27 protein-coding genes and 1 pseudogene are annotated in these 25,823 nt (G+C 29.1%); 9 read left to right on the top strand and 19 right to left on the bottom strand.

Annotation, left to right across the window (positions count from 1 at the left end; genetic code table 11):
* Positions 1 to 51: 51 nt before the first annotated feature.
* Genes ABID14_RS02425 through trmL form a run of 3 tightly spaced genes read right to left on the bottom strand, consistent with a single transcriptional unit; the run spans position 52 to position 2,818 of the window.
* Positions 52 to 1,872, bottom strand: coding sequence for an ATP-dependent DNA helicase (locus ABID14_RS02425; protein ID WP_354366869.1), 1,821 nt, complete (start codon positions 1,870 to 1,872; stop codon positions 52 to 54).
* A 50-nt stretch (positions 1,873 to 1,922) separates the two neighbouring features.
* A complete protein-coding gene (locus ABID14_RS02430; protein WP_354366870.1) occupies positions 1,923 to 2,345 on the bottom strand; it encodes a hypothetical protein in 423 nt (140 codons plus the stop codon).
* 8 nt (positions 2,346 to 2,353) lie between these two features.
* Positions 2,354 to 2,818 carry a tRNA (uridine(34)/cytosine(34)/5-carboxymethylaminomethyluridine(34)-2'-O)-methyltransferase TrmL gene (gene trmL, locus ABID14_RS02435; RefSeq protein WP_354366871.1) on the bottom strand — a complete coding sequence of 155 codons (465 nt, stop codon included), beginning with the start codon at positions 2,816 to 2,818 and terminating at the stop codon, positions 2,354 to 2,356.
* A gap of 92 nt (positions 2,819 to 2,910) precedes the next feature.
* Between trmL and lepB the strand changes: the two genes are divergently transcribed.
* A complete protein-coding gene (gene lepB, locus ABID14_RS02440; protein ID WP_354366872.1) occupies positions 2,911 to 3,441 on the top strand; it encodes a signal peptidase I in 531 nt (176 codons plus the stop codon).
* A gap of 38 nt (positions 3,442 to 3,479) precedes the next feature.
* Here the strand turns inward: lepB and ABID14_RS02445 are convergent, their stop codons facing one another.
* The 7 genes from ABID14_RS02445 to brnQ all read right to left on the bottom strand — a co-directional run bounded on the left by ABID14_RS02445 (position 3,480) and on the right by brnQ (position 10,901).
* Positions 3,480 to 3,773, bottom strand: a complete 294-nt coding sequence (locus tag ABID14_RS02445) for a hypothetical protein (RefSeq protein ID WP_354366873.1) — start codon at positions 3,771 to 3,773, stop codon at positions 3,480 to 3,482.
* Positions 3,774 to 3,796: 23 nt separating this feature from the next.
* On the bottom strand, positions 3,797 to 5,338 hold the full coding sequence (locus ABID14_RS02450; RefSeq protein WP_354366874.1) for an NAD(P)/FAD-dependent oxidoreductase: 1,542 nt from the start codon (positions 5,336 to 5,338) through the stop codon (positions 3,797 to 3,799).
* Between the two features lie 142 nt (positions 5,339 to 5,480).
* On the bottom strand, positions 5,481 to 6,116 hold the full coding sequence (locus ABID14_RS02455; RefSeq protein ID WP_354366875.1) for a hypothetical protein: 636 nt from the start codon (positions 6,114 to 6,116) through the stop codon (positions 5,481 to 5,483).
* Positions 6,117 to 6,780: 664 nt separating this feature from the next.
* Positions 6,781 to 7,611: a MetQ/NlpA family ABC transporter substrate-binding protein gene (locus ABID14_RS02460; RefSeq protein ID WP_354366876.1), complete on the bottom strand. Its 831-nt coding sequence runs from the start codon at positions 7,609 to 7,611 to the stop codon at positions 6,781 to 6,783.
* Positions 7,612 to 7,622: 11 nt separating this feature from the next.
* Positions 7,623 to 8,273 (bottom strand): methionine ABC transporter permease, encoded by a 651-nt coding sequence (locus tag ABID14_RS02465; protein WP_354366877.1) that lies wholly within the window; start codon positions 8,271 to 8,273, stop codon positions 7,623 to 7,625.
* Positions 8,274 to 9,278, bottom strand: a complete 1,005-nt coding sequence (locus ABID14_RS02470; RefSeq protein ID WP_354366878.1) for a methionine ABC transporter ATP-binding protein — start codon at positions 9,276 to 9,278, stop codon at positions 8,274 to 8,276.
* 324 nt (positions 9,279 to 9,602) lie between these two features.
* A complete protein-coding gene (gene brnQ / locus ABID14_RS02475; protein ID WP_354366879.1) occupies positions 9,603 to 10,901 on the bottom strand; it encodes a branched-chain amino acid transport system II carrier protein in 1,299 nt (432 codons plus the stop codon).
* Positions 10,902 to 11,056: 155 nt separating this feature from the next.
* Here brnQ and ABID14_RS02480 point away from each other — a divergent pair, with 155 nt between their 5' ends.
* Positions 11,057 to 12,334, top strand: a complete 1,278-nt coding sequence (locus ABID14_RS02480; protein WP_354366880.1) for a bifunctional folylpolyglutamate synthase/dihydrofolate synthase — start codon at positions 11,057 to 11,059, stop codon at positions 12,332 to 12,334.
* 178 nt (positions 12,335 to 12,512) lie between these two features.
* On the opposite strand, the gene ABID14_RS02485 is transcribed toward ABID14_RS02480, so the two are convergent.
* On the bottom strand, positions 12,513 to 12,965 hold the full coding sequence (locus ABID14_RS02485; protein WP_354366881.1) for a transposase: 453 nt from the start codon (positions 12,963 to 12,965) through the stop codon (positions 12,513 to 12,515).
* A gap of 31 nt (positions 12,966 to 12,996) precedes the next feature.
* Entirely contained in the window at positions 12,997 to 13,140 is a 144-nt protein-coding gene (locus ABID14_RS02490) for a hypothetical protein (protein ID WP_354366882.1), read from the bottom strand.
* A 57-nt stretch (positions 13,141 to 13,197) separates the two neighbouring features.
* Here ABID14_RS02490 and ABID14_RS02495 point away from each other — a divergent pair, with 57 nt between their 5' ends.
* Positions 13,198 to 13,323, top strand: coding sequence for a hypothetical protein (locus tag ABID14_RS02495; protein WP_354366883.1), 126 nt, complete (start codon positions 13,198 to 13,200; stop codon positions 13,321 to 13,323).
* Positions 13,324 to 13,471: 148 nt separating this feature from the next.
* On the opposite strand, the gene ABID14_RS02500 is transcribed toward ABID14_RS02495, so the two are convergent.
* On the bottom strand, positions 13,472 to 13,759 hold the full coding sequence (locus ABID14_RS02500; RefSeq protein WP_354366884.1) for a hypothetical protein: 288 nt from the start codon (positions 13,757 to 13,759) through the stop codon (positions 13,472 to 13,474).
* A gap of 522 nt (positions 13,760 to 14,281) precedes the next feature.
* Here ABID14_RS02500 and ABID14_RS02505 point away from each other — a divergent pair.
* Positions 14,282 to 14,455: a transposase gene (locus tag ABID14_RS02505; RefSeq protein WP_354367121.1), complete on the top strand. Its 174-nt coding sequence runs from the start codon at positions 14,282 to 14,284 to the stop codon at positions 14,453 to 14,455.
* A gap of 130 nt (positions 14,456 to 14,585) precedes the next feature.
* Here ABID14_RS02505 and msrB read toward each other — a convergent pair whose 3' ends face one another.
* Positions 14,586 to 15,533, bottom strand: coding sequence for a peptide-methionine (R)-S-oxide reductase MsrB (gene msrB / locus ABID14_RS02510; RefSeq protein ID WP_354366885.1), 948 nt, complete (start codon positions 15,531 to 15,533; stop codon positions 14,586 to 14,588).
* A 25-nt stretch (positions 15,534 to 15,558) separates the two neighbouring features.
* A complete protein-coding gene (locus ABID14_RS02515; RefSeq protein WP_354366886.1) occupies positions 15,559 to 16,827 on the bottom strand; it encodes a DNA polymerase Y family protein in 1,269 nt (422 codons plus the stop codon).
* Between the two features lie 770 nt (positions 16,828 to 17,597).
* Between ABID14_RS02515 and ABID14_RS02520 the strand changes: the two genes are divergently transcribed.
* The 4 genes and pseudogenes from ABID14_RS02520 (at position 17,598) to ABID14_RS02535 (ending at position 21,102) form a co-directional block, all read left to right on the top strand.
* The gene (locus ABID14_RS02520) at positions 17,598 to 18,248 is read left to right on the top strand and encodes a ZinT/AdcA family metal-binding protein (protein WP_354366887.1); all 651 of its coding nucleotides are present in this window, start codon (positions 17,598 to 17,600) and stop codon (positions 18,246 to 18,248) included.
* A 74-nt stretch (positions 18,249 to 18,322) separates the two neighbouring features.
* On the top strand, positions 18,323 to 19,618 hold the full coding sequence (locus ABID14_RS02525) for a metal ABC transporter substrate-binding protein (protein WP_354366888.1): 1,296 nt from the start codon (positions 18,323 to 18,325) through the stop codon (positions 19,616 to 19,618).
* A gap of 97 nt (positions 19,619 to 19,715) precedes the next feature.
* Positions 19,716 to 20,297: pseudogene (locus tag ABID14_RS02530) on the top strand (metal ABC transporter ATP-binding protein); the annotation flags it as partial.
* Complete coding sequence (locus ABID14_RS02535; RefSeq protein WP_354366890.1) at positions 20,284 to 21,102, top strand: metal ABC transporter permease; 819 nt, start codon at positions 20,284 to 20,286, stop codon at positions 21,100 to 21,102. The pseudogene ABID14_RS02530 and the gene ABID14_RS02535, both read left to right, overlap by 14 nt.
* 111 nt (positions 21,103 to 21,213) lie before the next feature.
* Here ABID14_RS02535 and thiD read toward each other — a convergent pair whose 3' ends face one another.
* Both thiD and ABID14_RS02545 read right to left on the bottom strand, forming a co-directional pair.
* Entirely contained in the window at positions 21,214 to 22,011 is a 798-nt protein-coding gene (gene thiD / locus ABID14_RS02540; RefSeq protein WP_354366891.1) for a bifunctional hydroxymethylpyrimidine kinase/phosphomethylpyrimidine kinase, read from the bottom strand.
* On the bottom strand, positions 22,008 to 22,649 hold the full coding sequence (locus tag ABID14_RS02545) for an HAD family hydrolase (RefSeq protein WP_354366892.1): 642 nt from the start codon (positions 22,647 to 22,649) through the stop codon (positions 22,008 to 22,010). The genes thiD and ABID14_RS02545 overlap by 4 nt, the downstream gene beginning before the upstream one ends.
* Positions 22,650 to 22,916: 267 nt before the next feature.
* Here ABID14_RS02545 and ABID14_RS02550 point away from each other — a divergent pair, with 267 nt between their 5' ends.
* Positions 22,917 to 24,920: a C69 family dipeptidase gene (locus tag ABID14_RS02550; protein ID WP_354366893.1), complete on the top strand. Its 2,004-nt coding sequence runs from the start codon at positions 22,917 to 22,919 to the stop codon at positions 24,918 to 24,920.
* Positions 24,921 to 25,134: 214 nt separating this feature from the next.
* Here the strand turns inward: ABID14_RS02550 and ABID14_RS02555 are convergent, their stop codons facing one another.
* Together ABID14_RS02555 and ABID14_RS02560 are read right to left on the bottom strand one after the other, a co-directional pair.
* A complete protein-coding gene (locus ABID14_RS02555; RefSeq protein ID WP_354366894.1) occupies positions 25,135 to 25,416 on the bottom strand; it encodes a hypothetical protein in 282 nt (93 codons plus the stop codon).
* 17 nt (positions 25,417 to 25,433) lie between these two features.
* The gene (locus tag ABID14_RS02560) at positions 25,434 to 25,811 is read right to left on the bottom strand and encodes a hypothetical protein (protein WP_354366895.1); all 378 of its coding nucleotides are present in this window, start codon (positions 25,809 to 25,811) and stop codon (positions 25,434 to 25,436) included.
* Positions 25,812 to 25,823 lie beyond the last annotated feature (12 nt).

Raw genomic sequence — 25,823 nt, forward strand, 5'->3', positions numbered from 1 at the left:
TACTCGATAATATTATCACAAAAGCTCTAATTTGTAAAGACTTTTCGTATTCTAATGGGAGTTTTTTTCAAAATCTTTTATAATTTCTTCAAGTTCTATAATATTTGTATAATTTTTGATGTTCCAATTATTTGGCATTAGATAAATATATGGAATTTTTGAAAATCTTTTATCTATTAACAAAACTTTTCCTCTATCATCTGCAGTTCTTATAACCCTGCCTGCAGATTGAACAACTTTAATCATTCCAGGATAAATATAGGCATATTCATAGCCTTTATTATATTTTTTATCAAAATGACTTTTTAAAATATTTCGTTCAAAGGAAATACCTGGTATTCCACAAGTAACTATAGCTGCTCCAACAAGTCTTTTTCCAATTAAGTCGATACCCTCTGAAAATACTCCACCCATGACTGCGAATGCTCTAGTATCAGATGAAAATGTAAATGAATTAAGAAATTCTTCTCGCTCTTTTTCATTCATTTGATTATTTTGAATTATTGCATTCCTATCATATCTTTGATATGCATCATAAACTTGTTGCATATATGCATAAGAGGGAAAGAAAAAAATATAATTTCCACCACCTCTTGAAAATTCAACTAAATTATTAACAATACTTCCCACAGAATCATTTCTATCTTTATATACTGTCGATATTGTATTATTTCTTAAAACTAGTAAGTTGGAAGAATCAAAAGGAGATTCTATTTTATAATAGTAAGAAGTTTCATCTCCACCAAGTAAATTTCCATAATATTTAATTGGAGTAAGTGTTGCAGAAAAGAAAATAGATGATATTGGCACTTTTAAAATGCTTTTAAAAACTTTGGATATATCAAGACACATTATTTTTACTTTATCTTCTTCTCTAATAGATACGAAATCCTCATTATAATATTCATATATTTTTATATATTTGAAAAATTTAAAGTACACTTCCAATGCTTCATCATATCTATCTAGTTCTTTATCTTCAGTTAGAAAACTATTCATTGAAAAAATAATTTTTTCCATTTGATAATTTAATTTCTCAAAAGCAGTATAACTATAATGGGTCTTTTCATTTAGTTTTCTAAATTCAGATATTGCTATTCTTATATGTTTATGCACATTTTTTCTTTCTTTAGGTACAATTTCTTCTATTGTATATAAGTCATTTATTGAAAAATCAGCAGAATACATATCTCGTCCTCTATCCAATAAATTATGTGCCTCATCTATAAGAAGTGCAAATTTTAGAAGTGAATTTTCAAGAAATCTCTTCAAATATACAGTAGGATCAAATATATAATTGTAATCACAAGCTATAAAATCTGCAAAATCTAATAAATCTAGCTGAAATTCAAAAGGACAAACTAAGTGTAGCCTTGCATACTTTTCAATATTTTCTCTATCGAATTTGTCGCAAGAATCAAAGATATCTATTATTGCATCATTTACTCTGTCAAAATGCCCTTTGGCAAAAGGACAGTCTTTGGGATTACATTTGACCTCATCATTTAAACAAATTTTTTCTTTTGCAGTTACTATAGCTGTTTTTAAACGCAATTTCCTATTTTGAAGTTTGTCTAGTGCATCACGTGCAGCATTTTTCCCAGTGGAGCGAGCCACTAAATAAAATGCTTTATCTAGTTTATCCTCTCCTATAGCTTTTATTGTAGGAAAAATTGTGGACATGGATTTGCCAATTCCTGTTGGGGCTTCTACAAAAAGTTTTTGAGAATCATCAATTGCATTATACACAGATACTGCAAGTTCTCTTTGCCCCTTTCTATAGTTTTTAAATGGAAACTTCATCTCTTTTATAGATTGAGTCCTTATTTCACGCCACTTCACTATTCTTTTTGAAAATTCTAAATACTCCATAAGAGTGGAAATAAAAAAATCTCTGAGTTCGCCAAAAGTAAAGGTCTTGATTATTTTTTTGTTTCTTCACTTTCTAAGTGATAGTAAGTAAGCATTACATTAATCTTATCTATTTCTTTTTCTTTGGCATAAATATATGCATAGCACTTTGCCTGCGACCAGTGCATAATATTTTCTTCTTTTTCCAGTTCGTCCAAATCTCTTGTCGTTGATTTGATTTCATCAATTGTTACCTCTTCTGACTCATCAATTCCATCAGCTCGTCCTTCAACTATAAATGTTATATCTTCGATTAGTTCAGTTGTTCTTAAAAATACTTCAGCTCTATAATTATCAGAATATTCTTTTTGTATTTTCTGGTGAGCTAAAATACCTGCAACTGCCCTAGCATTTGAATAAAATCTCCGATCAATATCTCCACTTCTCTTGATAAATTCTATTAAACTTCTGACAGAAATTTTTACTTCGTTCAAAATATCCCCTACTGTAAATCAAAAAAATTATTTTGTCTAAGTGCCTCAAACAAAATAATATTGGCAGAATTAGACAAATTAAGGCTTCTTCCATAATCTTTTAGCATTGGTATTCTTATCGTTTCTTTATAGTTTTCTCTAATTAAATCTTCAGGCAGCCCTCGAGTTTCTGGACCAAAAACAATGAAGTCACCATCTTTATATTTCACATCAGTATATTTTTGTTTAGTCTTAGTAGTAGCCAAAAAAAATGTATTGTCTGGATACTTGTTCTTAAGCTCTTCGTAAGAGTCATAATAATTAATATCCACTAGATGCCAATAGTCAAGCCCTGCCCTTTTCAGATGTTTGTCATCAATTTCAAACCCAAAAGGTCTTATTAAATGTAGTCTTGTTTTGGTAAGACCACATGTCCTGGCTATAGCTCCTGTATTGAAAGGTATTTCTGGTTCGTAAAATACAATATTTAGCATATATTCCTCCATTTATTTATATTATTTAAATTTATTTTATATTTGATTATCATATTTATTGTAGTAAACTAATATCAGAGTATTCCTAAATTATGAAAAATACAAAAAATATAATTTCAGAAATTAAATACATTATCTTTGCCATAATACTTGCATTTGCAATTAAAACTTTTCTATTTAATTTTGTAAAAGTAAATCAGTCATCTATGTTTCCAACTCTCGAAAATGGTGACATAATTATTGCTAACTCTCTCTATCGCTGGCGAGATAATAAAAATCGTGGTGATATAATTGTATTTAAGTCTCCTATTGAAAAAAATAAATTATATATAAAAAGAATTATAGCACTACCAGGCGAAGAAATTACAATAAAAAACGGAAATATTTATATTGACGACAATCTTTACAGCGAAGCTTATTTTCATAATAAGCCAAATACATTATCAGAAAAAGAAACTTGGAAACTCTCAGAAAACGAGTATTTTGTTTTAGGAGATAATAGAAGTCCTAATGGTTCAATCGACTCCAGGGAATTTGGTCCCATAGGTGAAAATGTAATAAAATGTAAACCATTTTTTAGAATTTTCCCTTTCAATAAATTTGGCTCAATTTATAGAAATTAAGAAAAACATTTTAACTAGTGAGGTGAAATGGAATACTCTTAGTTTTTCTTATTTCCAACAACTATAAAAGGTGCAAATATAAAACCAAGTAATAATACAGTTCTAGATGTCAAAAACCATGACATCTTTTTATTTTCTGTCTTCTTGTTTACAATTATACTTGCAAATGGATACATTATATAGCAAAATGCGATATATATTGAAATAAATATAAATTTGCCCTCAAATAGACTAATGCCAAAGTATTCTCTCATCAACAAATAATATCCAATAGGATATAACAGTCCGACAATATAGTAAAGAATAATTTCTTTATAATCAGTTTTCTTCAAAACTTACACAACCTCTCTTCTCATCAGTTTTCTAAAATTTCTATGGCACATTTTAATCCATCGAGTGCAGAAGATATAATTCCACCTGAATACCCTGCACCTTCACCTATGGGATATAAATTATTAAATACTAAGCTCTTGTAGTCTTTTCTATTTATTCTAACTGGTGAAGATGTTCTTGTTTCAACACCTGTAAGTATTGCATCATCATTTGCAAAACCTTTAACTCTTTTATCCATATATCTTAGTGCCGATTTAACCTCATCATTTATGGAGTCTGGATATATTTCATTTAAGTCTGCAAAAACATATCCTGGTTCAAAAGTAGGTTTTACTTTACCCAGTTTTGTCGTCTTTCTTCCACCTAAATAATCTACAACCCTTTGCACCGGTGCGAGACCTTCTCCCCCTCCAAGTTCATAGGCTCTTTCTTCTACAAGTTCTTGAAAATACATGCCATCAAGATTGCCATTGCCAAATATTTGTTTATCAACAGTAGCTACAACAGCAGAATTGGAATTAATACCATCACGAGCATGATAACTCATTCCATTTACGCATAACTTTTTGGCCCTTGAACTCGAGTTGACTACATAACCTCCTGGACACATACAAAAAGTATATACAGAATGATTTTTACTCTTATCAGAATAATTCAATTGGTATGTCGCAGCAGGAAGTTTATCAGAGATAAAACCATATTGTGCTTTTTCTATATCTTCTCTTAAATGCTCAATTCTAAAACCTACTGCAAAAGGCTTTTGACTGATTAAACTATAACTATCTAATGTCACAAAAGTATCTCTTGACGAATTGCCAATTGCCAAAATATATTTATCAGCAGAATACTTAGCTTTATTAGTAATTATAGATTTAATTTGCTCATTTTCTATCTCAAAATCAACAAATTTTTCTTCAAAATTATATATTGCACCAAGACTTTCCATCTCTTCTCTCATATTAATTAATATTTCTCGCAGCACATCAGTTCCTATATGAGGTTTTTGTTCGTATAAAATTTCCTCATCAGCACCATGTTCAACTAAAATATCAAATATAAGAGACGATCTAGTATCTTTAGAGCGAGAAGTGAGTTTCCCGTCAGAGAATGTGCCTGCTCCTCCTTCTCCAAACTGTATATTTGAATTTTCTAAAATTTTTCCAGTTTTTTGAAGTTCGTCAATATCCTTAATTCTCTCTTCTACTTTTTTACCTCTTTCGATTATAGTAACTTTAACTCCATGCTTTGTGAGTACATAGCCGCAAAATAAGCCAGCAGGACCCGCCCCCACTATTACAACATTATTTATATTATTTTTATTTGCAATATCAATCTTATCTTCTTCAAAAATTGCAATATTATTTTTTAATTTTTTAAAAATTTTAGCTGGTACATTTACATCAATTAAAACTTGATAAACAAAAAAAATGTCTTTTCTTGCATCAATAGATTTTTTATATATTTTATAGTCAAAGTCATCTTTTTCAATTAAATTAGAAATTTTTCTTTTGAACTCTTTCTCATCAGCATCAAAAGGTATTTTAATATTACGTAAAATTATCATTTTATTCACCACAATAATTATAACATTAAAGTTAATAATAATTAATAAAACCTCGTTTATATATGTCAAAACGAGGTTTTAATATTAATATATTATCCCAAATTAATTTATAAGATATAGCCTAATCTAGTTAATTTCGTATTTAATTATTATACACTGTTCCATTCCCTACTAATCTTTTATTAGTATCATTGTAACTTCCATCATTAAAAATTCTCACAGATGCTTTTTTACTTGTATTCCACCCAGATCCAAAAGTAGAAGTCTGAGATGAATTGATTGGAAAACTTACAGTTCTGCTTTTAAAATAACCTTGAGACAATGTGATTCCGTAAGTACTTCCATAGTCTCCATTTACAACTCTTCCATCTGCATCCTTATATAACTTAGACGTAGAATATACGCTCAAAGTCGAAGAATTAATATAGAAATCCGAACTTTGAATAGATAACCTTATATCAAAAGAAAAATTTTTCGCAGAACTACTTCTCAATGCCATTCTATTTCCCGAGCTTGAATTTTCGATAATAAAGTACTCCTTAGTAACAGGATTTATATAATTTTCTTTACCAGGTTGAATAATAATATCTTTTGGTACTGAATCGTATGAAATTTCTGTTTTCTCTATGTCAAAATTTTTTTCTTTCAATAAATTTTGAATAAATAAATCTTCGTCTCTAACTTTTAATTCATTATCTATCGAACCAGCTAAAGCTATATTTGGAATCAACAATGTAAATATAGCTACAATAATCAAAAAACTTCTTGAACCTTTCATTTTAACCTCCTTTTCTTTAAATTAATTAGAGAATATATAATAGCTGGTAAAAATGCCCTTAAAAATATAAAGTCTATATCAAAAACACCTATTTCAATAATCCTAGAAAAAAAAGAGTAAATAAGTGAAATAACAAAAAACAATAAAAAAATTTCAATAATATTAATTTCTTTATTAAAATCCCAATAGAATACAAAAGGAACCAACGGAACAAATATGAATAAAGAAATAAATAATTTTATTAAAATATTTGTATTATATCTTTGAAAATCTTGAATATAAGTTTTTATAGTTGAAAAAAATTTTATATTTATACCCGTTATATTTTTATTGAAATTATATGTATGAAAGCCTTGTAATAATATTTTAAATATAATTAATATAATTATATAAATAATGCTCAAACATACTAATTTTCGTATATTTTTATTATTAGAAATTGTTAACATATTATTCTCCTTGAAAAATTTTAGATATATTAATAATTTAACTTACATATATCAAATAATGATTACAATGTCAATACCTTTTCTAATAAATTTTTAATGATTTTTATAGTTTCTTTCTAAGTTACAATAATAAGTTTTCTATTTACACTAAAATTAAAAAACCTAAAACCTCAGTAATAATCAACTGAAATCTTAGGTTTTATTTTTTATTAATTTTAGAATGCTGGTATTACTGCACCTTTAAATTCTTCATCTATATATTTTCTGGCTGCTTCTGAATTTAATACTTCAACAAATTTTTCAAATTTTTCTTTATTTTCATCTTCTTTTCTAATTGTTATAAGATTTGCATATGGCGAATCTTTTTCTTCTAAAAATATTGAATCTTTTATTGGATCAAGCCCTGCTCCTATTGCATAATTAGAATTTATAACTGCTCCTTGAGCATCTTCATATACTTTTGCAATTGAAGGCGCATCCATTGCTGTAATTTTTAAATTTTTTGGATTTTCTTTTATATCTTTTTCTGTAGCTTTTAAGTTTGTATTGTCATTTAATTTAATAAGCCCTGCTTTTTCTAAAAGTATTAGTGCTCTGGCTCCATTTGAAGGATCATTTGGAATTATTATCTCTGACCCATCTTCTATATCTTGTGGATTTTTGAAATCTTTAGAATACAATGCTATTGGCTCTAAGTGAACTGAAGCTATATTTAATAAATCATCAATTCCTCTTTCTTCTGTAAATTCTTCAAAATATGGTTTGTGTTGAAAGTAGTTTGCATCTAAATCACCAGATTCAAGTTGTAAATTTGGTTGAACGTAATCATCAAAGTTTACTACTTCTATTTCTAATCCCGCTTTTTCAAATTCATTTTTTAGTCCTTCTATTATCTCTCCATGTGGAGTAGGAGAAACACCCACCACTATTTTATTATCTTCAATAGAGCTTTTTGAGCTATTGCTTTCATTGGTTTTTTTGTCACTCCCACAAGCTGTCAATATCAATGCTAATGCTAAACTAAATGCTAAAATTATTTTTTTCATTTTTTCCTCCATCATCTTTTGTCTATTTTTTCTGATAATTCATTTCCTATCAATTGCACTATTTGAACTAGCACAATTATAACTACTACTGCTGCCCAAAGTATTTTTAATTCATTTCTCTGATATCCATATCTATTGGCTACATCTCCTAATCCTCCACCTCCCATCACTCCAGCCATCGCTGAATATCCTATTACATTTATTATTGTCATTGTAATTCCATTTACTATCATCGGCATAGCCTCTGGTATTAATACTTTAAATATTATCTCTCTTTTAGTAGAGCCCATTGACTTTGCCGCCTCTATAATTCCACTTTCAATTTGAATAAAATAACCTTCCATAAGCCTTGCTACAAATGGTGCGGCTGAGAGTGAAAGTGGTATTATCATTGCCGCAGTACCATAGGCTTTACCTACTATAACTCGAGATAATGGAAATACTACAATCATCAAAATTACAAAGGGAAATGATCTCAATATATTTATTACTGCATCTAATATTTTATAAAATTTCTGGGATTCTGAAATTCCTCCTGGCCTAGTATTATTTAATATAATTCCCAAGGGTATACCTATGATTAATGCAATTAAAGTTGACAAAAAAACCATGATTAAAGTTTCGGGGATTGCCGGTAAAATTATATCCTTTATATTATCCATTTAGAGCACCTCCACATTTACATTTTCGTTTTTTAAAAATTCTATAGCCTTTTTTCGCTCTTCGATATCACCTAATATTTCTACTGTCAAATAGCCCACACTTGAATAATTTATTTTATTTATATTCCCTGACAAAATAGAAAAATCTATATCAAATTTTTTCACACATTGCGACAGTATTGGCCTATTATAATTTTCATCTCCATAAGAAAGTCTTAAAACTTCACCCTTATATTCTTTAGAATTTAAATATCCTTTGTCTGTCTCGTCTTGCAGATTTCTAATAAAACTTCTAGTGACTTCTGTTTTTGGATTTTTAAATAACTCTTTTGTGGTATTTTCTTCAATTATTTTACCAGCTTGCATTACTGCAACTCTGTCGCATATTTCTTTTGCAACTTCCATTTGATGAGTTATCATAATTATTGTTGTATTATAATTTTTGACTACTTGTCTTAAAAGTTTTAGCACAGAATCTGTATTTGCAGGGTCAAGTGCCGAAGTAGATTCGTCTGATAATAGTATACTTGGATTAGTAGCTATGGCTCTTGCTATTGCCACTCTTTGTTTTTGTCCACCTGATAGTTCGCTTGGATAGGAGTTCTTTTTTTCCTTTAAATCTATAAAATCCAAAAGTTCACAAATACGCTTTTCGATTTCCAATTTATTTACCTTTGATATTTCCAAAGGATAAGCTATATTTTCTGCTACAGTCTTTTGCATAAAAAGATTAAATGATTGAAATATCATTCCTATATCTTTTCTTCTCTCGTTTAAACTTTTTTCGTTTAAATCTAAAATATTTTCACCATTTATTATGATATCGCCGCTCGTGGGTTCTTCTAATCTATTTATACATCGCACTAGAGTTGACTTTCCAGCACCTGATAGTCCTATAACTCCATAAATTTCTCCCTTATCAACTTTAAAACTCACATCATCTATTGCTCTAAACTTTTTATTATTTGAGCTAAACTCTTTCACCAAATTTTTTACTTCAATCATCTAATCACCTTTATATAAAAAAAGAGCCTTCATCCTAAAAAGGACGAAAGCTCGTGTTACCACCTTTATTTATTATCTTCCTCACGAAAGATAAACTCTTCGAGTACCATCATACTCTATTGCTATAACGGGCAAACCCGTAGACATCTAAATATCGACATCTCCTTGGAAAAGGCCATGTTCTCTAAAAACCGATCCACTTCTTACACCACAACGAAGCTCTCTTAAGTCACAATTTTTAGGTACTCTTCTTTTCAAAAAGTTTAAATAATTTTTTAAATTACATTTAATTATACTAAAAAAGTGTTTTTTGTCAATACCTTTTTACTTTTTTCTTACTTTTGCAATCACAATAGCTATTACAAGACCAACAAGTGTTGGCACAACCCAGCCAAGTCCAAACTCTTTTAGTGGCATATTTTCTAAAAATGAAGCTAGTCCTTGTAATAATTCTTTATCTAAAAGCACATATAAAAAACCAAATACAAGTGATATAATAGCTGGAATTTGAAAAATTAAATTGTCTTTTATTCTGTCAGAAAATAAACCTATTATTACAATAGTTATAGCACATGGATATAGTGTTTCAAGTATTGGAGCCGAAATAGAAATAATTTGAGAAACTCCAAGCATAGATATCAAAGCTGATACAACAGATCCAATTATTACAAAAGCAGAATAATAATTTTCTTTGTGAATTAAATCTGAAAAGAAATTTGCTGTAGCAGATATTAATCCTATGGCGGTTGTTAGACACGCAAGTGCTGTGATAATTGCCAAAATATAAACTCCTACTCCGCCCATTACTCTATTAGTGATATCTACCAAAAGTTCAGTAGTATCTACATTCATATCGTAGATACCAAGTCCAGTTACCTGTGCTCCAAGATAAACAAGACCACCATATATTAATGCCAAACAAATAGCAGCTATCACTCCAGAAATTATTGTAGCTCTGATTTCAATTTTTTTGGACGAATAATTCATAGCCTTAACTGCATTTATTACCACCAAAGAAAACATACATCCCGCTATGGCATCCATTGTTTGATATCCATCCTTTATACCACGTTCAAGAACATTTTCTATCATTGAAGTATTTGAAACTTCTCCAATTGGATTTATTATTCCATTGGTAATCAAAACAGCTATACAAATTAAAAGTGCTGGTGTCAAAAATTTACCGACTATGTCCACAACTTTTGACGGTTTTATTGTTAAGACTGTAACCAAAACAAAAAATAATGCCGAGAATAAATATCTATTAAAGCTTTCTCCAAAAATAGGCATAATTGCAATTTCGTAAGTTGTGGCAGCAGTTCTTGGAGTCGCCAAAAATGGTCCAATACAAAGAATAATTGCAGTAGAAATAATAATAGCAAACACCTTGTTTACTCGTGATGCCAAAACATTTAAACTACCATCGTACTTAGAAAGAGCAATAATTGCCAAAAGACCTAAGCCCGCATCTGCAATTGAAAAGCCAATAAAAGCAGTGCTCCATTTTGCGCCAGAAATTAATCCAAGAAATGGCGGAAAAATTAAGTTTCCAGCTCCAAAAAACATTGCAAATAATGCAAATCCAATGACAAACAGGTCTTTCTTTTTGATTTCTGTATTCATACTTTCCTCCTATTTTTTATATTTTTACTATTCTACCACAAAAAAGACTACTTTTGTCTAAATTTTTGTATTTTTTGAGAATCTTTTTTATGTTAGCTTGATATAAAATTACCAATTTGATAATATCTATTTAAATTTATAAACTAGGAGATATTATGGATTATATAGAATCAATTAATTGGTTAGAAAATAGACCCGTTCCAATGGGAGATTTCACTACAAATAATATTAAAAAACTTTTAGAAAGATTACAAAATCCTCAAAATCATGCAAAGACTATTCATATAACAGGCACTAACGGAAAAGGATCTGTGGCAAGTTTTCTTTCAAATGCACTTGTTGAAAATAACTATAAAGTTGGCAAATTCACTTCCCCTTATTTGTTGGATATACGAGAGTCCATACAAATTAATGGCGAGTTTATACCTAAAGAAAGTTTTGTAAAAAATTTAGAAATAATAAGACGAGAAACTGATATTTTAGATAAGGAAAACATAATTGTCAGCTCCTTTGAAATTTTAACATCAATTGCATATCTATACTTCAAAGAACAAAACGCAGACTTCAATGTCATAGAGGTTGGCATGGGTGGAAGAGTTGATGCTACAAATGTAGAAGATGAAAACATCTCTGTTTTCTGTCATATTTCAATGGATCATATGGGTGTATTGGGTTCCACACTCAAAGAAATTGCCTACCAAAAAGGTGGCTTGATTCGAAAAAATAGTTTTGCTTTTTCTTACCCACAAGATAAAGAGGCAAAAGAAGAATTAATTAGAATATCTACCGAAAATAACACATCTTTTATAGATTTTAAATTTGAAGAAGTTGAAATAATTAAATCAAATAATGAGGAAACTATATTTAATTTTAGAAATTTCAAAAATGTAAAGACATCTTTAGTTGGTGAATATCAAGCATATAATGCTTCCCTTGCACTCATCGTACTTGAACATCTCAAAAAAAATTATAATTTGAATGACGAAAAAATAAAAATTGGAATTTCTGAATCTCAAAACATTGGAAGATTAGAGCTTATCTCTAAATATCCCTTAATTTTAATTGATGGCTCTCACAATGAAGCTTCGATTAATATGTTAGTAAAAAATATAAACAAATTCTCTTACGACAAACTAATTCTAGGTTTTTCAGTTTTAAAAGACAAAAACCATGACAAAATTTTATCTAAAGTAGAAAAATTGGCCAATACAATTGTATTGACAGAAATTGATAACGAAAGATACACACCACTTAAAGATTTAAAAGAAGAATTTGAACAAATCACAGATAAAGAAATCTATGCAATAAAAGATAGAAAAAAAGCTGTAGAAAAAACTATAGAACTTGCCGCTGCTAATGACTTAATACTTTGGTGCGGATCACTATATTTAATTAAAGACATTCGAAAAATAATTTTAGAAATTTTAAAATAAATACAAAAAAGGTGATGTTGCAGAATAGATGATTCTACTCTGCAACATCACCTTTTTATTAAGTATTTAAGTTTAGCCATTGTGTTTTTTCTTTTTAAAATATTTTTTAGATACATTTAGTCCATTTCTCTTAAAAATGGGTGTACTTAATAAAGCTATGCTTTTAAAAATTTTTTTCTTAAGCAACTTTGTATTTTATGATTTCTAAGTTATTTTTTATTATTTTTGTTTCTAATTTATTTAGGTTCAATGCTATTGCTAGAAGATTTATTTCACTTTTTATATTCGATTTTCCTTTATGTTTAAATCTTTTATATGATAAACCATCTTTTATTTTAGAAAATGCTCCTTCTGCTTGAATTGACCTATTTATTCTTTCTTCTATCCCTTCTGGTGATGTTATATTTTTCAAGGATATTTCTCTATAGTGTTGGAATGTTTCTGAGATGTAGATTCCTTTTGTTTTCTGAGAGTCTTTGTTCCAATTAAAACACCTATATACTTTTGTTGTTATGATATATCCACTTTTCTTTTTTCTGTGTTGGTCTTTACATCTTATGAATTCTTTTCCGTCAGAGGAAATGTATTTGTCTTGTTTTTCATCATATATTAGGTTATTTCTAAATTCCATTTCTTTTTTGTATTTTCTTGTTTTCGATTTTTCATAGTTTGATGGTTTGATATACGAGTCTAAGCCTTTTTCTGTGTAAATGATAATCTAAAAGTGGTCCATTAATCAACAAAACACCGTTGAAAAATGGTCCACTTGTTTTAAAATCATGACCGCCCGTTTGACGGGCGGTCATGATTTTAGGACTTTTGCAACAGCCCCTTATATAATTAATTATTTTTAATAATTATTTTTGACTTTAACAAAAACAGTCAAAGCAAACATCAATACAGAAAAACAAGAATATATTAACAACATTACTTTAATTATAGGAATGTTCAGAGCATCAACAACATCAGGCTCATTTATATCACTATAAATACTAAATAGTACATGCAAAGAACATATAAAATTCAAAAACGATATATATAACAGTTTTTGAAAAATATCATCCTTAAATATAATATATAAAAATGTAATTAAAATAGAAAGAACAAAAATTATAAAGTATAGATAAACCATATAAGTTAATTACAAGTAAAAGGATTTAAATCCTCTACCCTTTTATGAGGTTCGAGATTCCAAGGAGTCTTTAAAGCTCCATAAACCACATGGCAAGCAAATTGTCTATTCATTGAACTATCAACATCATGATCCGTAAAATAATGGTCATCTTCAAATTGATTTAAAAAATGTTCGGTTTTTTCCATTAATTCATAATCTACAGATTTACAAGATGAGTCTAATTCGTTGGCTGAAACATTGGTTAACAATAGAATTAAAATTGTAAATGAAATAAGCAAAAGTTTCTTCATACGTTTTCCTCCATTTCTAACTGTATTGATATTTGTATACATTATAACATATTTAAAAATAGTGTCAATAAATATTATACAATCTAAATACATAAATATAATCATAGTGTAAAATAAATTGTGTAAACGTAGAAACGTTCCCTAAATAGGAAAAAATGACCAAATCTTGTATGATAATACTAATAACAAAAAACAAGAATCAAGAGGTTCTCATGTGAGATTTTAACACAAAATTACTAAAAGCTCTAATAGCTGGAGCAGATGTTACTGAAATATTCAAATCTGAGTTAGAAAATGCAATAAATTCACTTTTAAAAAAATAAAGAACAGCTTTTTAGGATTCGAGCCATATGATGTTAATGGATATAACACAGGTCATAGCAGGAAGTGTTTCTATACACTAACACTTAAAACTAAGTATGGTCTATTAAAACTTAATATTCCTAGAGGATAGAAACGGTCTTTTTTCTCAGAAAACAATATCTTCTTTTAATAATTAAAACGATACTTTTAGAAGATACAATTAAATTATTCTACAAAAACGGATTAACGACTAGAAAGATATCAGAAATCATAGAAAAAATGTATAGACAGCACTATTCTGCACAAAATGTGACAAATATATCCGAGTCAATAACTAAAGAGTTAGAACTCTTCAATAATAAAATAACTGTCAAGTCTATAATATTGTACTAGGTTAATTTACATAATATTATGGACTTGACAAAATAGAGTGTTTATTTTAGAATTTCTAAACCATTATATTTGTAATATATCAATTTTTCTATTAATTTTCAATTTCTAGAGTTTGTCAATAATTATTAAATTATTTTACAAATATTTTGTAATCTGAATAACCTTTTTCGTCCATCTCATCATATGGGATAAATTCCAGTGCGGCTCCATTTATACAGTAACGAAGTCCACCCATCTCTTGTGGTCCATCTGGAAAAACATGACCCAAATGTGAATTAGAACTAATTGACCTAACTTCGGTTCTATTCATACCAAGAGAGTAGTCATCTTTTTCTTCTAAATAGTTTGAAACTATAGGTCTTGAAAAAGAAGGCCAACCACAACCTGCATCAAATTTGTCACTTGATGCAAAAAGAGGTTTTTTGGAAAGTTTATCTACATATATTCCTTTTCTGTATTCATCATTTAACTCGCTTGAAAAAGGTCTTTCTGTGCCTGAATTTGCCATAACTGAATAAGACTCATCATCAAGCATTTGTTTTTTATTCTCTTCATCTAAAAATTTCCTATCATCATCTATAATAGGCTCATCTGTCAAGCTCAAGTTGACATGACAATATCCACTAGGATTTTTGTCCAAATAGTCTTGGTGATAATCCTCTGCTTTTACAAAATTTTTGATTTCAGATATTTCTACTGCAATATCCCCAATTTTATTTTTTTGATATTCTATAAAATCTTTTACAATATTTGCAGAATCCTCATCGCCTTTTTCCCAATAAATTCCTGTTCTATATTGTCTTCCAATATCTCCGCCTTGCCTATTGATAGATTTCGGATCAATAGTTCTAAAATAATGCAGTAAAATTTCTGTAAGCGAAATTCTAGAAAAATCATAATAAATTTTTACAGTTTCAGCATGATCTGTTGACGATACAATCTCGTAATTTGTCTTGTCACTATCTCCATTTGCATAACCAGCTATAGTTTTCAAAACTCCATTTAACTTTTTAAAATATGCCTGTGTACCCCAAAAACAGCCACCAGCTAGATATATAATTCTGATATTTTTGTTCATATTTATCACCTTGTAAAATTATACCCTAAAGATTCATAAAAAAACTATGAGGCATTATTACAATCTCTCTGCCATCATCGGGCATTTTTAAATCACCCAAAAGATTAGCATAAGTTATAGATTTTTTTCCATATTTTTTTCTTATTGCATATATTGTTTTCTCTAATTTTATTCTCTTTTCATGGCATTCTATGTCAGTAAATAAGTCAGCTTGCATTGCGTGATTATTAGGCACAAGATTGATCGATCTTATATAAATTGCCCTTATTCTATTTTCTAAATCTCGGTGTTCATGTAGGACTTCCATGGCGAGTTTTGTAATTTCAATAGATGAGTTTGTCGGATATGTGAACATTCTATCATAACCTCTGCTATAGAGATTGTTATCTCTATAGCCTACATGTATTCCTCGAGCTAAAAAATTATTTTCAATTAGCCTTTTAGATATATCTTGGGTGAGCTCTTGAAGTACAGCTCTAACTTCAAATTTATTTAATAAATCTTCTCTGCAAGTGATACTTCTACCTATGGTTTTTATGGGAATTTGAGCATAATAATCTCTAACATTAGAATCATCATATCCATTAGCCCAATTTCTAAATTTTAAACCATTTATACCGAGCAAATTTTTAAGTATTGTAGGTTCAGTTTGTGCTAAATCACCAAGAGTATATATATTTATTTTGTTTAATTTTTTCTTTGTTCTATTGCCTATCATTATCATTTCGTTGACATCTAATGACCATACAATATCTCTAAAATTATTCTCGTTTATTTCACAAATTTCATTATGACCAGCCATATCGCTTGCTAGTTTAGCAAAAACTTTATTAAAAGATCTACCCACTGAAACTGTTACCCTAAGCTCTCTATGGATTTGATTTTTAATAATTTCAGCTATAACATCTCCTGGACCAAAAAGATTTCTAGAATTTGTTATATCCAAAAAACATTCATCCATACCAAAGGGCTCGACCTGATTAGTGTATGAATAATATATTTTATGTGCTAATTTACTCACTTCTACATATTTGTCATAATGTGGCGGCAAAACTTTTAAATTAGGGCATTTCTTCTTAGCTTGCCAAATTGGTTCTCCTGTTTTTACCCCATACTTTTTTGCAAGTGGAGTTTTAGCCAATATAATTCCATGTCTATTTTCTTCATCGCCACCAACTGCAACTGCTTGTTTCATTTCTTCTGGTTTATCTCTAAGCTCTACAGAAACATAAAAAGAATTCATGTCCACATGTAGAATATCTCTTCTAAATAAATTCTCATTATAATAATTCATTTAAAATCATCCTTAAGATTATTTTAAACACGTGTTTATCTATATTATATAAACGGTTGTTTCTTTAGTCAATGTATTTATATGTTTTTGTTTAATCTTAGACATTTGTTCTAAAATTTGAATGTTTAGATTGAAGAAATCTCCCAACAGAGGAATAGTTTTATTAGAATAAATAGAAAACTTTTATTATTATTAGACAACTTATCTATTTCATAATTACAGATTATTCTCATCACAGACAAATCTGTTCACTCTTTGAGTACATGGCGACTTTAGAAATCTTAGTAGATCTCTTTCCCTCAGGATTACACTATAAGAAGATTACATTTAATATTTACTATTGTTATTAGCTTACACAAAAGAATAATTACCTAGAATTAGAACCTATAGGCCATAACAACTCTTACACCTGTCATTATAAGTAAAAGCAAATTTATCGTGCATGTTAATATATTTTTTTTATTCGCAACACTTTTACTTCGCATGACCTGGGAAGCGAAAAATATTTTGGGTTAAAGAACTTCAAAATAAAACTTTAAAATGATTTTCTTAAATTATTTATATTATATTTAAAAATAATTTGGTAATATTTTTAATAAAATATTTTTCTAGTTGTTACACTATAAATATAAATGATAAATAATATCATTGATAAGTTATGTTTATTTTGTTAATCCTATTTATCTAAAAAATAATTATTTTTCTTCAAATTTACTTTAAGTTTTCTTTTTACAAAATATTCTATAACTTTAATAAAAAGAGGAGGAAATATGAATAAAAAATTTAGAACGTCAGTAGCTGTTTTTGCTATGACCTCTGCCCTACTTATTGGCTGTAATAAAAATGATTCTAATGATGCAGCTAAAAACATGAATTCAAAAGATAATAATGCTAAAGTGGAACAGAATGTTAACACTAAAGCTAGTGACGAAAAAATGGACGAGGTTGCTCTTTCTGATTGGGAAGGCGAATGGAATAGTATTGCAAACTACATTGACGATGAAGGACTAAAGGGTGCATACGAAGAAGTCGCTAAAAGAGACAATATAACTGAAAATGAGGCTAAATCTAATTTTGCTAAACATGTTGCTGTTGATTTTGGTGCAGTTAAAATTGATGATGAAAGTATAACATTTTTATCTAAACCAGATGGCGAAGAAATAGACAAAGCTAATTTCAAATATGTTGACAAACATGCCATGGAACACGGTGGAAAGACTTTATATTGGTATGAGTTTTCTTCTGATGGAAAATATCCTACAATTTTATTAATGCCTGTTCACGGTGAAGATCATATGCCACACTTTCATTTGAGAGTTGGAGGTTCTGCTAAAGAAATGTTAGCAAAAGATGATTGGTATCCAACTTTCGTAAGCCCAACAGTGACAATAGATCAAGTTTACGAAGAAGTTGCTGAATAATATTCTTTTATAATATCTATTTGTTCTATCCTCGATTTTTATCGAGGATAAATTTTTTTACGAGGGGAGATAATATGTCAAAAATAATAAAAATTATGCTAACAATTGTAATGTTCTCTTCTTTGGTATCTTGCAAGAGTAGTGAAACTGAGTCGGGAAAACCTGTCATTTATACTTCATTTTATCCTGTTTATAATCTCACTAAAAGTGTAGTTGGTGATACTGTAAATCTTAAAATGTTTATGCCAAAAAATCAAGATCCTCATTTATGGGAACCTACGCCTAAAAAGATAAAAGAGTTATCTAAGTCTGATCTTTTAATAATAAATGGTGCAAATATGGAAAATTGGGCGGATAATATTTCTAAAACTTTACCCAATTTGGATATCTTAAATTTAGCCGGTGGCGTAAACTTAATATCTTATAAGGGAGCTGCTGCTATAGGAGATTTTCAATATATGGTCAAAGGAAATTTTGATACCGAAACTTATTCTTTTGATTTTGGTCACACGCATGAAGATAATATGCGAATTGCTTTTTTATATTGCGATAAAGAGTATTCTGAAAAAGAATTAATAAAAATTGGTCGCAAATTGATGGAAGATACTGGCGAAGATGTTCCACAGAAAAATTTAATTAATGTAATTGATAAAAAAGTATATAAACTTGAAATGGGACATGAACACGGAGAGATATATTATAAATTACCTAAAAAAGGCAAATGGATAATGTATAGTGATAGAGTATCTACAGATTTACTTTCTTATAAAATGCTTAATCTAAAAGGAGAAGAATTAAGTTTACAAGTGCTAAGAGATACTTCTACTACTAATGAGGACAAGATAACTTATGATCCTCATTCATGGATGAGTATAAGAAATGCTAAAAGATATATAAACGATATTGAATATAAAATGAGCAAATTATATCCAGAAAACGAAAAAATTTATAGAAAAAATGCTTCCAAAGTTTTAAGACAACTCACAGAACTTGATTATAAATACAGAGATTTGTTCAAAAATACTAAAAGAAAAGAGTTTATAGTAAGTCATTATGCCTTTGCTTATTTAGCCAAAGATTTTGACTTGATTCAATATCCACTTCAAGGACTCACAAGTGTTGATTCACCAAGTATTAAAAAACTTATTAAAGTCATCGAAGATTCAAAATCTAAAAATATCAACACAATCTTTTATGAGTATGGTATGCCCAAAAATGGTTCAGATATTATAGCAGAAGAAATTGACGCAGATTTAAAAGGACTCATTTCTATGGAATATATTAATAAGGATATCGAAAAAGATATTGGTGATGATTTTATTGACATGATGGAATACAATTTAAAAAATATATACGATTCATTGAGGTGATTTTATGAATGCAATTGAAATACAAAATTTAAGCTTTGCCTACGATAGTGAGCCAATTCTTAGAAATTTAAATTTAACTGTAAAAAACAAGGAAAAAATCACTATAATTGGAGGCAATGGCGTAGGGAAAACTACTTTAATTAAATTAATAGTTGGAGAACTGAAACCAAATAATGGTGATATTAAGATTTTTGATGAAAAGTTAAATATAAATTCCCTAAAAAGGATTGGATATGTTCCTCAAACACAAAAAGAAAATTTATACACTTTTCCTATAACTGTAAAAGAGTTAGTAACTTTAGCACTATATGATAAACTTGGAAAATTTAAGATACCAAAAAAGAAACACTATACCAAAACATTAGATTTATTAAAAAAAATGAACTTAGAAAAATATGCCGACTATCCCATTCGAGAGCTCTCTGGCGGCCTAAGACAAAGAGTTGTTATAACCAGAGCTTTAATGAATAATCCTGATATTTTAATTTTTGACGAACCAACTTCTGGAGTTGATGAAAATTCAAAAACACAATTTGCTCAAACTATTGAACAACTCAATGAAAATTTTGATGTTTCCATAGTTTTGATAACTCATGAATTAGATTGGGTGAAAAATAATCTAAATATGGATAGCATATATGAGCTTAAAAAAGGAGGTCTTTTTGATGTTACAATATAATTTTATGCTGAGAACTCTTTTTGTATCTCTTATGATATCAATAATAATACCTTTAATAGGTATTGTAATTGTAAACCGTGGAACTTCTATGATGGGCGATGCATTATCTCATGTTTCTTTAGCAGGAGTTGCAACAGGACTTATTTTATCAATAAATCCTTTGATTGGTGCAATAATCGCTTGTATAATAGGAGCTTTCTCAATTGAAAAAATCAGAAAAAAATTTCCTCAATTCGGCGATATGGCAACTGCTATAATAACATCAATAGGACTTGGACTTGCAGCAATTCTGTCAGATTTTTCTCCAGGAGGCAATAGTTTTGAGGCGTATTTATTTGGAAGTATTGCTTCAGTTTCTAATACTGATGTAATAATTGTTCTTGTAACTTTTGTTTTTGTAGTTGCTATTTCATTTATTTATTATTTTGGTCTGTTGAGCATTGCTGTAGATAAACAACTTGCCAAAATGAGCGGGGTCAAAGTTGAAAAAATTAATTCTATTTTTACCCTACTTTCAGCAATAACTATTGCACTTTCTGCCAAAATAATTGGAGCTTTAATGGTTACTTCTTTAATTGTTTTGCCAGTAGCTTCCTCTCTTTTAATTAGTAAAAGTTATAAAAAAACTTTTATTAATACCATTTTGTTGGGAATCATTTATACAATTTCGGGTATTATAATATCTTATTATTTTGATGTTAAACCCGGCGGATCAATTGTGATTATCGCATCTGTTGGAATGTTAATATGCATTCTAGTTTCTAAAATTAATCATAAAAATATTGTTCTTAAAAAAAATTTTTAAATATTTATTAAAAAACATCTGAAAAACATAAGCTTTTCAGATGTTTTTAATACTACAACCTTTTAAACTAAACTAATATTAAAATCCTTTATATTTTCATATTGATATAAATTATAATTTTTCAAAATAATCGCTAAATACATATCCGTGATTTAATGGTCCTGAACCTTTGCCCAAATCCAGCCCATCTTCTAGTGCACCTGTGACATATTTTTTGGCATTTATAACTGCATCTTCAAGTTTTATACCTTTAGCTAAATTAGCAGCTATTGCTGAAGATAATGTGCAGCCTGTTCCATGAGAATTTGGATTGTTAACTCTTTTTGCTTTTAACCACTTAATGTCACCATCAAATAATAAGTCATTAGAATCATCAAATCTATGACCGCCTTTTAACAAAACTGGGGTATTAGACTTTTCATATATTAATCTCGCAGCTTTTTCCATATCATCTTCACTCTTTATTTTCATATTGGATAAAATTTCAGCTTCACCTATGTTTGGAGTTATTAAATCGGCAAGAGGAATTAGCTCTTTAACTAATGCATCGATAGCACTATCCACTATGAGTTTGCTTCCTGCAGTGGCAACCATCACAGGATCTAGTACTATATTTTTGGGCCTATATTCTAATAATTTTTTTGCAATTTCAGAAATTAATTTTTCATTTGAAACCATTCCAATTTTTACAGCATCCGGAAAAATATCCGCAAACACAGCATCGAGCTGCTCGCCTAAAAACTCAGGACTCATATCAGTAATCGATTTTACTCCCAAAGTGTTTTGTGCGACTACTGAAGTAATGGCACTCATGCCAAAAACTCCATTTGCCAAAAAAGTTTTTAAATCCGCTTGAATTCCTGCACCACCAGTTGGATCAGTTCCTGCTATTGTAAGTGTTGTTTTCATAAAAATTCACCTCTATAATCTTTTAGTGTTTCTAAATATAAGTCAGAATTGACCTTTAATTCTTGTTGTATTTTTCTACTAGTATAATCATATACGCCAATAGTATTGATACCTAATTTATTAGCATTTTTAAGTGAGTATAACCCGTCTTCAAATAAAATTGCATCTCTTCCCCATACTTTATACTCATTTAATATAGTATCTAAAAATTTCGTACTAGATTTAGGAATATTTAATACATCAGGTGAATAAATTTTTGAAAAATATTTTTTAATTTTCAGCCTTTCAAAAGAGCCTTCAATTAAATAACTATCAGTTGATGTGGCTATCACCATATCCACTCCATTTTCTTTAAAAAACTCAAATATTTCTAAAGCTCCATCTTTTAACTTTACTTTATTGAAATAATAATCCTCTAATCCTATAAGTATTTCCTCTTTAACCTTTTCTACAGTTTTATTTAAAGAATAATTGTCAACCACATATTGTGAGCCTTGCAAAAAACTCATGCTAAACATTTTTTCTGCCAAGTTTAATTCTGGCTCAATATTATTTTGAATTAAATATCTTTCAGATATATTGTTGCAGTAATCCATGGAGTCGAGTATAGTTCCATCTACATCGAAAATTGCTAACATATTCACCTCTTAACAAATATAATTAAATATTTAACTTATCATTAATGATTATAATATATGTAAATATGAGCTTTGTCAATTTATGAACTCTCATGCAATCGTTTATTTTAAACTATCAACTAAAATCATAGTACTTTATTAAAACATTGACACAATGTTGTGTTTGTGTTAGTTTTATATATAGTATATTCCATGTAAAATTGTATTTTATTTTTTAGGAAAACAATTTTATACAAGGGGTATTGAATATTTTTATAGGAGGCTTATATGAAAAAATTTAAGAAAAATTTAGTGGCAGCAGGTCTTATATCTGCAATGGTACTTGGCATGGCTCAATCTACTTTTGCTTGTACTGGTGTAATTGTAGGTAAAGATTTAACTACTGATGGTTCTTTCATCTACGGTAGAACTGAAGATTATGAAAGAAATAGAACTATGAGGCTTGTCACTCACCCGCGTGGGGAAATAAAAAAGGGCGACAAATTAATCGATACAAACAACGGATTTGAATACATACACAAAGAAGACTCTTTGAAATTCTTTTCAACTCCAGACTCAAGCAAAAAACCTGAAGATATGGAACAGGGTACTTACGATGCTGCAGGATACAATGAAGCTGGAGTAGGAATTTTCTGCACAGTGTCAGCAAACTATAATGATGAAGTTGCAAAAGTTGATCCTTATGTAAAAAATGGTGTAAACGAAGCGAGCATGACTACATTTTTACTTGCTCATGCAAAATCTGCAAAAGATGCTGTAATGCTTCTTGCTAATACAATTGACAAACAAGGTGCATCTATGGGTGATGTAGTTGTTTTTGGAGATAAAGACGAAGTTTGGTATATGGAAATATATTCTGGACATCAATATGTGGCTATCAAATATCCCGAAGACAAATTTAGCGTATTTCCAAATGCTTTTTGGCTCGGCGGAGTTGATTTAAAAGATACTGAAAATGTAATAGCTTCAGAAGATATAGTTGAAGTTGCAAAAAAAGCTGGTACTTATGTAGAAAATAGCGATGGTCTAATGGATATGTCGGCTTCATATAATCCTAAAGAATTGCACGATTCGAATCGTTCTAGAGTATGGTCTGGTATTCACGATTTAGATCCTAATTCTACAATTGAATACGATGCAAAGAGATTTCCTCTACTAAATAGCTTATCAGAAGGCAGTGAAAAAATAGATATTAAAGATACATTAAATTTATTTAGAAATAGATTTGAAGGAACTGATTATGTTGCATCAGACAACAAAACAGAAAGAAAGGCTGACCCTAACAAATATAAAAGAGCCATAGGAAGCATAAACACAATGCAAGCACATATTTTCCAAACTAAAGATAATTATCCAAAAGAAGCCCCTGGAATTATGTGGATGACTCTAGGAAGTCCCCTAAATATTCCTTGGATTCCAATTTTCCCTGATATAAATGACAGTAGTGAAGAATTTAAAAATGATTCACCAATATATGACAATAATTCATATTATTGGGTCGCTTCTTCTGTCAATGATTTAGTCTCAGGAAATAGAGAAGTACTTGGTGATTCAACTCGCAAAAAAGTAACTGATTTTGAAAATGAAATTATGGATAAACTTCCAGAAATAGAAAAAGAGTGGCTTGCACTTTATGAGCAAGATAAAGAAAAAGCTGCCGATTATTCAACTAAGACAACTTTAGAACTAGAAAAACAAGCTTTTGATTTTGAAAAAGATTTACAAAAAGAATTATCTAAAGTTTCAAAAGCAGATTTAATTCATCACTGGGCAAGAAAACCGATTATAAATGCTCTAGACAAAAAAATCATGGTTGGAACAAGCGATTTAAACTTTTCTCCAAACCAAAAAGTGACTCGTGGCGAATTTATTACAATTCTTGGTAGAATGGCAAAAGTTGATATCGAAAAATATACTGGTATTAAAGACAAAAACATAGAAAGCGGCAAATATTATACAGAATATATGAACTGGGCTATAGAAAATAAATTGCTGCCAGAAAATATTAAAAATATAGCATCTGAAGATATAACAAGAGAAGAAATGGCATATATTTTAAATTCATATTTGAATTTAACTAAGGAAAATAAAGTAGAAAAAACTCAAGTACACTTTGCAGATGCAGATGAAATTTCTGATTGGGCTAAGAGTTCGGTTGCATATCTTGCAAATAAAGAAATTGTAAAAGGTACTACTGACAATAGATTTGCACCAAAGAGCAACTTAACTAGAGCCGAAGTGGCACAAATTATAGAAACTATTTCTAAATAATAGTTATATTCATTAATAAAAACCTAAAATCTAAAAGCTATAAAAATTTTTAGATTTTAGGTTTTGTTTCAGTTTTTATATGGCTCTATAATATCTGTTAGAGATTTACTCCTCAACAGATATTATAGAGCCAATTTAAATTAAATGTTTATTAGATTTTAAAAAATATTGTTTGCAAACACAATACTTAAGATAATAATAGTTATAAATTTTATTATCTTACACCTGCAAATATTATTCTTCCCCCACTAACAACATTAAAATCTCCTCTACCGAGTGTTATTCTTCCTATGTCATAGGGTTGAATAAAGACATTATACGCATTAGATTTACCAGACACATGATCTTTCACAATATAATAAGCCCCTTCAATATGATATGTATTTAGCCTATCTATAACTCCTTGTTGATGTACGTCAGAATAAGATCCTCTTAAATTGCTTTGATATCCTCCATAAGCTGCGCCTCCAATGCCACCAACATCAAAGCCTACCATATACCTAAAGCTGTCTCTTATTTCACGAAATGAATTTCCAAAGGCAATATATTTGATTTAGAATATACATTTGTGGTTATATCATCCTCATTTAAATCACGTTCAGGATAATATACACTTATTATTAAATCTTCATCTCTTAAATTATTCGATGTCGCTTTTACTTTATATTTACCGTCATCTTCCATAATTTCTTTGCATTTTTGTTTAAGAATTTGATCGATTTCATCAAGCGATTTATCACCAAATATTTTTTCTTTATCTTTTAAGGAGTACCCCACTGTCACAATTTTATTCACTTTATTATCTTTTAAATCTTTATCCTCTTTTGCTAAAATAATAGATGGTATTAAAATTAAAGTTAACAACAACATTATACTAATATGCTTTTTCATAAAACCCCTCCT

This window comes from Peptoniphilus olsenii (assembly GCF_040545475.1).
Taxonomy (GTDB): domain Bacteria; phylum Bacillota; class Clostridia; order Tissierellales; family Peptoniphilaceae; genus Peptoniphilus_A; species Peptoniphilus_A olsenii.

Excerpts from the sequence above, each read along its gene's own strand:
- ABID14_RS02515 (WP_354366886.1), bottom strand. The coding sequence starts at position 16,827 with ATGAATTATTATAATGAGAATTTATTTAGAAGAGATATTCTACATGTG.
- ABID14_RS02520 (WP_354366887.1), top strand. The coding sequence starts at position 17,598 with ATGAATAAAAAATTTAGAACGTCAGTAGCTGTTTTTGCTATGACCTCT.
- ABID14_RS02545 (WP_354366892.1), bottom strand. The coding sequence starts at position 22,649 with ATGTTAGCAATTTTCGATGTAGATGGAACTATACTCGACTCCATGGAT.
- ABID14_RS02500 (WP_354366884.1), bottom strand. The coding sequence starts at position 13,759 with ATGAAGAAACTTTTGCTTATTTCATTTACAATTTTAATTCTATTGTTA.
- ABID14_RS02455 (WP_354366875.1), bottom strand. The coding sequence starts at position 6,116 with ATGAAAGGTTCAAGAAGTTTTTTGATTATTGTAGCTATATTTACATTG.
- brnQ (WP_354366879.1), bottom strand. The coding sequence starts at position 10,901 with ATGAATACAGAAATCAAAAAGAAAGACCTGTTTGTCATTGGATTTGCA.
- ABID14_RS02450 (WP_354366874.1), bottom strand. The coding sequence starts at position 5,338 with ATGATAATTTTACGTAATATTAAAATACCTTTTGATGCTGATGAGAAA.
- ABID14_RS02535 (WP_354366890.1), top strand. The coding sequence starts at position 20,284 with ATGTTACAATATAATTTTATGCTGAGAACTCTTTTTGTATCTCTTATG.
- ABID14_RS02470 (WP_354366878.1), bottom strand. The coding sequence starts at position 9,278 with ATGATTGAAGTAAAAAATTTGGTGAAAGAGTTTAGCTCAAATAATAAA.
- ABID14_RS02525 (WP_354366888.1), top strand. The coding sequence starts at position 18,323 with ATGTCAAAAATAATAAAAATTATGCTAACAATTGTAATGTTCTCTTCT.
- ABID14_RS02425 (WP_354366869.1), bottom strand. The coding sequence starts at position 1,872 with ATGGAGTATTTAGAATTTTCAAAAAGAATAGTGAAGTGGCGTGAAATA.
- ABID14_RS02485 (WP_354366881.1), bottom strand. The coding sequence starts at position 12,965 with ATGGAATTTAGAAATAACCTAATATATGATGAAAAACAAGACAAATAC.
- ABID14_RS02555 (WP_354366894.1), bottom strand. The coding sequence starts at position 25,416 with ATGGTAGGCTTTGATGTTGGTGGCATTGGAGGCGCAGCTTATGGAGGA.
- trmL (WP_354366871.1), bottom strand. The coding sequence starts at position 2,818 with ATGCTAAATATTGTATTTTACGAACCAGAAATACCTTTCAATACAGGA.
- ABID14_RS02460 (WP_354366876.1), bottom strand. The coding sequence starts at position 7,611 with ATGAAAAAAATAATTTTAGCATTTAGTTTAGCATTAGCATTGATATTG.
- ABID14_RS02480 (WP_354366880.1), top strand. The coding sequence starts at position 11,057 with ATGGATTATATAGAATCAATTAATTGGTTAGAAAATAGACCCGTTCCA.
- msrB (WP_354366885.1), bottom strand. The coding sequence starts at position 15,533 with ATGAACAAAAATATCAGAATTATATATCTAGCTGGTGGCTGTTTTTGG.
- ABID14_RS02550 (WP_354366893.1), top strand. The coding sequence starts at position 22,917 with ATGAAAAAATTTAAGAAAAATTTAGTGGCAGCAGGTCTTATATCTGCA.
- ABID14_RS02560 (WP_354366895.1), bottom strand. The coding sequence starts at position 25,811 with ATGAAAAAGCATATTAGTATAATGTTGTTGTTAACTTTAATTTTAATA.
- ABID14_RS02490 (WP_354366882.1), bottom strand. The coding sequence starts at position 13,140 with ATGACCGCCCGTCAAACGGGCGGTCATGATTTTAAAACAAGTGGACCA.
- thiD (WP_354366891.1), bottom strand. The coding sequence starts at position 22,011 with ATGAAAACAACACTTACAATAGCAGGAACTGATCCAACTGGTGGTGCA.
- lepB (WP_354366872.1), top strand. The coding sequence starts at position 2,911 with ATGAAAAATACAAAAAATATAATTTCAGAAATTAAATACATTATCTTT.
- ABID14_RS02465 (WP_354366877.1), bottom strand. The coding sequence starts at position 8,273 with ATGGATAATATAAAGGATATAATTTTACCGGCAATCCCCGAAACTTTA.